The organism is Alcanivorax sp. HI0083, from assembly GCF_001635175.1.
The window spans coordinates 1-6,400 of the sequence record NZ_LWFX01001179.1; the positions used below are offsets into that span (position 1 = coordinate 1).

At 58.5% G+C, this 6,400-nt stretch carries 8 protein-coding genes and 1 pseudogene; 4 read left to right on the forward strand and 5 right to left on the reverse strand.

Annotated elements, in window-relative coordinates:
• Window positions 1–529: 529 nt before the first annotated feature.
• Window positions 530–883: a hypothetical protein gene (locus A3754_RS16905; RefSeq protein ID WP_063520635.1), complete on the reverse strand. Its 354-nt coding sequence runs from the start codon at window positions 881–883 to the stop codon at window positions 530–532.
• Between the two features lie 143 nt (window positions 884–1,026).
• Here A3754_RS16905 and A3754_RS16910 point away from each other — a divergent pair, with 143 nt between their 5' ends.
• Window positions 1,027–1,335 carry a hypothetical protein gene (locus A3754_RS16910; protein ID WP_039926707.1) on the forward strand — a complete coding sequence of 103 codons (309 nt, stop codon included), beginning with the start codon at window positions 1,027–1,029 and terminating at the stop codon, window positions 1,333–1,335.
• On the opposite strand, the gene A3754_RS16915 is transcribed toward A3754_RS16910, so the two are convergent.
• Window positions 1,336–2,184: a BamA/TamA family outer membrane protein gene (locus A3754_RS16915; RefSeq protein WP_231880664.1), complete on the reverse strand. Its 849-nt coding sequence runs from the start codon at window positions 2,182–2,184 to the stop codon at window positions 1,336–1,338.
• A complete protein-coding gene (locus A3754_RS28595; protein ID WP_231880665.1) occupies window positions 2,124–2,624 on the reverse strand; it encodes a hypothetical protein in 501 nt (166 codons plus the stop codon). The genes A3754_RS16915 and A3754_RS28595 overlap by 61 nt, the downstream gene beginning before the upstream one ends.
• On the opposite strand from A3754_RS28595, the gene A3754_RS16920 reads away from it, so the two are divergent.
• Window positions 2,606–4,174, forward strand: coding sequence for a phospholipase D family protein (locus A3754_RS16920; protein WP_231880666.1), 1,569 nt, complete (start codon window positions 2,606–2,608; stop codon window positions 4,172–4,174). The genes A3754_RS28595 and A3754_RS16920 overlap by 19 nt on opposite strands.
• 49 nt (window positions 4,175–4,223) lie before the next feature.
• Here the strand turns inward: A3754_RS16920 and A3754_RS16925 are convergent, their stop codons facing one another.
• Both A3754_RS16925 and A3754_RS16930 read right to left on the reverse strand, forming a co-directional pair.
• A complete protein-coding gene (locus A3754_RS16925) occupies window positions 4,224–4,763 on the reverse strand; it encodes a DinB family protein (protein WP_063520637.1) in 540 nt (179 codons plus the stop codon).
• Window positions 4,764–4,776: 13 nt separating this feature from the next.
• The gene (locus A3754_RS16930) at window positions 4,777–5,013 is read right to left on the reverse strand and encodes a hypothetical protein (protein ID WP_063520638.1); all 237 of its coding nucleotides are present in this window, start codon (window positions 5,011–5,013) and stop codon (window positions 4,777–4,779) included.
• A 259-nt stretch (window positions 5,014–5,272) separates the two neighbouring features.
• On the opposite strand from A3754_RS16930, the gene A3754_RS16935 reads away from it, so the two are divergent.
• Both A3754_RS16935 and A3754_RS16940 read left to right on the forward strand, forming a co-directional pair.
• Window positions 5,273–6,064, forward strand: a complete 792-nt coding sequence (locus tag A3754_RS16935; protein ID WP_231880667.1) for a DUF3348 domain-containing protein — start codon at window positions 5,273–5,275, stop codon at window positions 6,062–6,064.
• A pseudogene (locus A3754_RS16940) lies at window positions 6,061–6,400 on the forward strand (DUF802 domain-containing protein); the annotation flags it as partial. The gene A3754_RS16935 and the pseudogene A3754_RS16940, both read left to right, overlap by 4 nt.

Consider the following 6,400-nt stretch of genomic DNA (forward strand, 5'->3'; position numbering starts at 1 on the left):
GCCACTCAGCTGGCCGCTGCTGCTGCAAACGGCAAGCCAAGAAAGAAGAAGAGCATGAAGAAAAGGGAAAAATGCCGACGCGCCGTTTGCAGCAGCAGCGGCCAGCTGAGTGGCCCAATGGCCATAGAGTGACTCCCGTCCCTGGAAAAACCAGACAGAAGCATACCGAAAAAGCCCCCGGACCCCGAGGGCTAAGGAACCTCTGAATAACTCCTTGCATGCTCAGTCTTTCAGGCTGGCTCGCAATCTATACCCCATTCGGGGCACAGAGGGCGCGATTTTGAAGGTGTCCCCTAACTGGGATCGAGATATGTCCATCCATCGACTCTTCACCTTCAACACGCAACGACGAGTGCGGGCCAGCCTGGAAGACCCGGAGGGCACGGCCTGAAGCGTACATCTGCTGCGCCTTGCCCCTAGGAAAGGGAACCACCCTGTCCGTCAAGACAAGACTCAACAGCTGCACGCTTCAGGCCACGCTGAGTACGCAAGGAGTTATTCAGAGGTTCCCTAACAGGCGGTCATCGAATCAGTTGGCGCCGTAAAGATCGCTGTCCAGTTCCTTCAGGTCCTTGTCCAGCTGTTGCCAGTTAGCCTGGCCATCCACGCTGTCTGCACCGGTCAGTTCATGGTATTCGTCAATGCGTTGCTGCAATTCTGTGAGCACATCCTGCAAAGCCAGCTGATGTCGCTCCGCTTCGGTGCTGCGGTCTCCGCCCCCCTGCTTTTCCAGTTGATCCAGCTCGGCTTCCAGTTCATCCAGCTTGCCTTTGATATCGGCAATCATTTGTTTACCGGTTTCCATAATCGCAACTCCTTGTTCGATCAGGGATTCACAGGTGAACCCGGTTTCAGAGTGGCCCCATTTATTGAACAGGGTCAAGTCTGTCACCGGCAACGGTACAGACGGTCAGACAATCGGGCATCAATACGTGTTCCCGGGGTCCATAATGGTTATGGTCCTTATTAACGGTTTTCGCTACATTGCGGAACAGTCCCTTACCCGATTGACCACGCAGGCCAACAATGAAAAAAACAGCAGAACGAGCAGAGCTGCTCAAGGACATGATTCAGGAAGCCATTGAAGATGGCGCCACCACCGTGGAAGACGTGCACCAGCATATTGCCGGGCTACCGTTTGACGCGCTGGAGAAGCTGGGCCTCTTTGAAGACAAGGCGCCAGCCCTGAAAGAAAAACAGCGCAAGACCATCGGCCTGGTGTACGACACCATTCGCAAGGTGAATCAGGAAGTGGGCGCGCTGATCTCCGAACAGTTTGCGGCACTGGAAGATGCGCGCACCGCAGCTAAAAACATGGACGAAAAAGAAGACTGATCAACGCCAGCTGGACCCCGCCTGAATATACCAGGCGGTCTCCTCCGGCCCCCGGGCAATATCAATCCCCATCGTCATCCCGTACCGGCGAGCGATCAGATAGCGAAACCCGCTACCGTAGCTATTGGCCACTTCGGCGTCTGACAAATCCGAAAGGCTTTCTGCGGCACGTCCACCGCCACCAAAAAAGTTGAACCGCCAGCGAGGGCTGGCTTTCCAGATCGCCTCCACTTCTGCCACCGCGACCGCCTTACCCTGATAGCGAACAGCAGGAATGCCGCGCATATCCACATAAGGCAACACATAAGGTGGCAATCGGGTACTGTCGCTCACATCGACACCGTCATACTGAAGGCGCAGGGCAAAATTGAAATGCTCGTTAACGTTCCAGTAATTCAGGCCCTCCAGCGTATAGCTGCCAAAGTTGATATCACTGCCAACACTGTCCCCGTACCACACATAATTACCCGCATAGTAAAGCCCGGACTGAGGAGCCAGAGGGTTATCCCGGCTATCGTATTCCGCCAGCACCCCCAAGCCGGAGGTACGAATCTTGTCCCCCAGATTGTTGCGCAAGAACGTATTCACCGCCTGTTCCAGACGCGGGCTGGGTAATGAGATATCTTCCTCAAGAGACAGCTCAACCTGCCTGTAAACCTGCCTTGCCCCCAACATCCAGCGGCTTGCGCCGAGCCTGAACTTCAACTCCTGGACCGCCGCCGGCCCTTTCACATTCAGCTCGACAGGGTCACGGAGGTCACGCCCGCCCAATGAATAAAAATCCAGATTCAGATCAGGAAACAAGGCAAAGCCGCGATAACGAATGCGGTCATTATGCCAGAAACCCATGTGCCCCAGTCCTGCCGCGCGCGTTCCATTTTCCGTGGCACCCAGCCCCACCACACTGATGTTATTCGGCAAAATGGCCGGACTGTCACCAGACACCCGCTGCTTTTTTTGTTCCTCACTTTCGTGAAAAAAATCGCGCCCATGCCCAGGCCCGCGCCCACAGCAGGTTCGGTGATAACCATCGGAATCGGCAAGAAACCCTGCGGCACCTCGGAAAGGTAACGGCTGCCATCCAGCATGCCGTCTTCCGGGTCGATCATGTAATCCTGAAAGAAATCCGCCTGAACCGCCCCCGCCATTAAACCTGCAACGATTGCCAGCATCCCTCGCTTCAACATGGCCCGTTCCCTGTTCGCGTTCAGTTTGAAATTATTGCGCTGTTGCGCTTTGATAATCGCAGACTTGCTGCGATGACTCCACCATGCCTCATATGCCGCCACTGATCGGGTTATTACTGATCACCCTGCTCTCCACCGCCTGCCAGGCACAATCCGGCTATGACCCAGACAGCCGTCCGGCCAACACCGCCCTGCCCAGCCCAGCGGAGGGCCCCATCGCCGAAAGCCTGGAGCAACTTCACGACAACCCCGAGCATGAAAATCAATCCGGTTTTTATCTGCTGCACGAGGGACTGTCTGCTTTCGTGGCACGCGTTGCCCTGATTGAAGTGGCCCGGTCCTCGCTGGACCTGCAGTACTATATTGTTTCCGATGACACCTCGTCGCGCATCATTGTCGCAAAATTGCTGGAAGCGGCAGACCGGGGCGTGCGGGTGCGTCTCCTGGTCGACGATCTGGGCACCCGTGTGGCAGAGCCACTCGTTGCCACCCTCGAACAACACCCCAACATTCATATTCGTATCTTCAACCCGGTAACGGCCCGCAGCGGCATTACCCGGGCGTTGCAAATGGCCTCACATTTCGGGCGCACCAACCACCGCATGCATAACAAACTGATGGTGGCGGACAGCAGCGTCTTGATCACTGGCGGGCGTAATCTGGGCGACGAGTATTTTTCCAATACCAATGTGGATTTTCAGGATGTGGATGTGATGGCCGTGGGCAAGATTGTCCCTGACGGCGTAGCCAGTTTTGATCGATACTGGAACACCCCCGCCTCGGTGCCGATCAATCGGGTTCTTGATGCCGACGATGCAGACATGGACCTGCCTACCCTGCAACGCACGCTGCTCCGTTTTCTGGATGAACAAAAGAACAGCGAGTTTGCCAATGCGCTCTCCGGTTCCAGCCTGGGTCGCCGCCTTGTGGAAGGGAAAGTGCCGCTGGACTGGGGGCAGGCCACCCTGTATGCCGACCCACCGGAAAAAGCCACCGCCCGCGACACACTGAGCCGCGATGATTATCTGGGCGCCTCCCTCAAGACCATTCTCGAAAGCGCCCGGCAACGGTTGCAAATCAGCTCCGCGTATTTTGTACCCGGCGATGCCGGAGTGACACTGTTTTCATCGTTGTCCGAACGGGGCGTCAAGGTGGATATTCTTACCAACTCACTCAGTACCACCGACGTGGCTATCGTGCACAGTGGCTATGTGAATTACCGCAAACCGCTACTGGAAAATGGCATCACGCTGTGGGAGCTTCGCGCCGAAGCCGGGCAACAGGAACGCATTCACTGGTTCAAGGGAAAATCCCGCGCCAGCCTGCATGCCAAAACCTTTGTCATTGATGACGACCGCACCTTCATCGGCTCCGTGAACCTGGACGGCCGCTCGATTGTGCAAAACACGGAAATCGGTTTGCTGATTGAAAGCGAATCACTGAATCAACAACTCAGCCAACTGTTTGCCAGCTGGGTCAGTGACGATTCCGCCTGGCATGTCAGCCTTGATGACGAGGGAGAGCTGCAATGGCAGGCGAGAGATGCAGACGACCACACCCCACTGACCCTGGACCACGACCCGGAGACGTCCCGCTGGCAACGCATCAAGGTGTGGATGCTGTCGTGGCTGCCCATTGAATCGCAAATCTGATGCTGACCTGTAGCAACCCGCTACCGGTTAGCGTCGTCATCTTTTTTGTTCACTGCAATTCATCAGCAATACGCACCAGCAAGTCCGTCACGCCAACATCCACACCCGCTTGCGACAGCAACGTGGTTACCTGCCCGCGGTGATGGGTCTGATGATTGAAAAAATGCGTCAGCAAGCTGCCAAACCGCCGCCGCGACGCAACGCCCTTGCTGTTACGATAAGACAGCACGTAATCCAGATCGCCGTCACCCAAATCGCCACACCAATCCACTATTTGCTGATCCAGCCATAGCCGGTGTAAATGCAGCTCGGCAAAGGTGTCCCGTACCGGGGCATCCAGCGTCGGCGGCGTGGGCAACATGGTGATGGGCGCAAGGCTGTCGATACACGCCGGGTGCACCGCAAACCGCTTCAGCCACAGCGTGTCCGCCACCAGCAAATGGTTCAGCGTATTCTCGATGGAACCGAAAAAAGCGCCCCGGTCTTCCCGGCGCACGGCCTCAGGCAGGGTAGCGGTGACCTCAAAAAGGCGCCCGTTCATCCATTGGTTATAGTCTGCCAGCAAACGGACTGTGCTTAACTCACTCATGGCATTCTGCGTTTTATGGCTCTGTTGGCGAATCGGTACAAAACGCCTCGAACCCGGCCTGGGTATTGTCGAAGCCGTGCGCCTCAGCCAGTTCCCATGGGCGCTCGCAGGCTCCGGTGGCCGGGCACCATTGATAACCCGCAGAAGGCAGGCAGCCGAAACGGTCACGGTCACCGCCTACCACCTTCTCCTGCTCGCAGCCGCTGAGTAGTCCCGCTGCCAGCAGCAGGGCAGGCATCGCCGTCGTCATTGCCCTCACATCGCACTCCTTTGCTTGTCGATTCATCGGTTTTGGCAGAGGCGCTCATCACCCCTCTCCGCCCAGCCCCCAGTCTACGACGGATTTCGCAACCCGTCCCTCAACCGACCAGCGCATTATCATCACCGGCCTTTCCCGATTAGAATGGGCGGCTGGCCCGTCGATCCATTTCAATCGGCACAGGCAGCGCCTTGCTGCGGCCACCGACAAGCCCGTTTTCACAGTACCTGCAGTCGCCATGGACAACAGTATGCATAGGACGCAAACACCCGCGCAAACCGGCCCCGCCGGCAGCCGGCTGGTTCAGCTGCTCGCCAGCCTGGACCCGAAAGCCGCCGCGTCCTCCCATCCCTGTTTTGCCGAACGGCTGGGCCGCCTGTTTGACCTGTCCGACACCATTGCCCTGGATGCCGCCACCCAGCACCGCCCCAGCGGCCCCTTCACCGCCCAGGACGATATCACCGCCACCCTGCAGGCCGACCTGCTGAAAACCCGTAACACCCTGCTGGAGAACCTGAGTTACAGCTTCGCCGGCAAACAGGCCGCCTCGGTGATCAGCCTGCCCGCAGTGAACCGCAACACCCCGGCAGACAAGCGCCCCAGCTTTGGCCCCTACGAACGCTTCCACCAGGCCCACCAGCGGCAAATGATCGCCGCCCTGACCAACCTGCGCCTGCGCGCCCGCCGCCAGCTCACCGCACACAGTGCCGAGCTGGCCCGGCTGGCCGAGCTGGATGCGGTGTTCGAGCACAGCCTCTCGGCCTACGTACGCCGCTGCTTTACCGCCCTGCCCGCCTTTCTGGAAAAGCGTTACCGCACGCTCTGGCAGCAGGGCCAACACACACCACCGCAGGACTGGATGGCCGCCAACGGCTGGCTAGCGCAGTTCTGTCAGGAAATTCAAATGCTGTTGCTGGCTGAACTGGACGCCCGTCAGGAGCCCATTCTGGGCCTGCTGGGCGCAGCCACCGCCGCGTCCTGCGACGCAACCACCGGCTCCACGTTCGCCGACATTGATCACAAGGAAAGCACCACCCCATGAGACGTTTTTTATTTGCTCTGCCCTTTGCTCTTGGCACCGTGGCCGTTATCTGGATTGGCGCCACCTTTTTGCGCAATCCGGTGGCCCTCACCGTTACCCTGCTGATCGCCGCCGTCTACGGGCTCGGCTTTGTGGAACTGCTGCGCTATCGGCGCGACACCGCCCGGCTGGATCAACAACTGCAGCAGCTCCCCGAGCCCGATGCCGGCCGGGAATCGCTGACCCGCTGGCTCACCGACCTGCCCGGCACGTTGCGCCATGCCGTGCAACGCCGCGTCGACGGCCAGCCCGCCGCCCTGCCCGGCCCGGTGTTAACCCCTTACCTCACCGGCCTGC

Excerpts from the sequence above, each read along its gene's own strand:
- A3754_RS16930 (WP_063520638.1), bottom strand. The coding sequence starts at position 5,013 with ATGACGACGGCGATGCCTGCCCTGCTGCTGGCAGCGGGACTACTCAGC.
- A3754_RS16925 (WP_063520637.1), bottom strand. The coding sequence starts at position 4,763 with ATGAGTGAGTTAAGCACAGTCCGTTTGCTGGCAGACTATAACCAATGG.
- A3754_RS16915 (WP_231880664.1), bottom strand. The coding sequence starts at position 2,184 with ATGGGTTTCTGGCATAATGACCGCATTCGTTATCGCGGCTTTGCCTTG.
- A3754_RS16935 (WP_231880667.1), top strand. The coding sequence starts at position 5,273 with ATGCATAGGACGCAAACACCCGCGCAAACCGGCCCCGCCGGCAGCCGG.
- A3754_RS16910 (WP_039926707.1), top strand. The coding sequence starts at position 1,027 with ATGAAAAAAACAGCAGAACGAGCAGAGCTGCTCAAGGACATGATTCAG.
- A3754_RS16920 (WP_231880666.1), top strand. The coding sequence starts at position 2,606 with ATGCCTCATATGCCGCCACTGATCGGGTTATTACTGATCACCCTGCTC.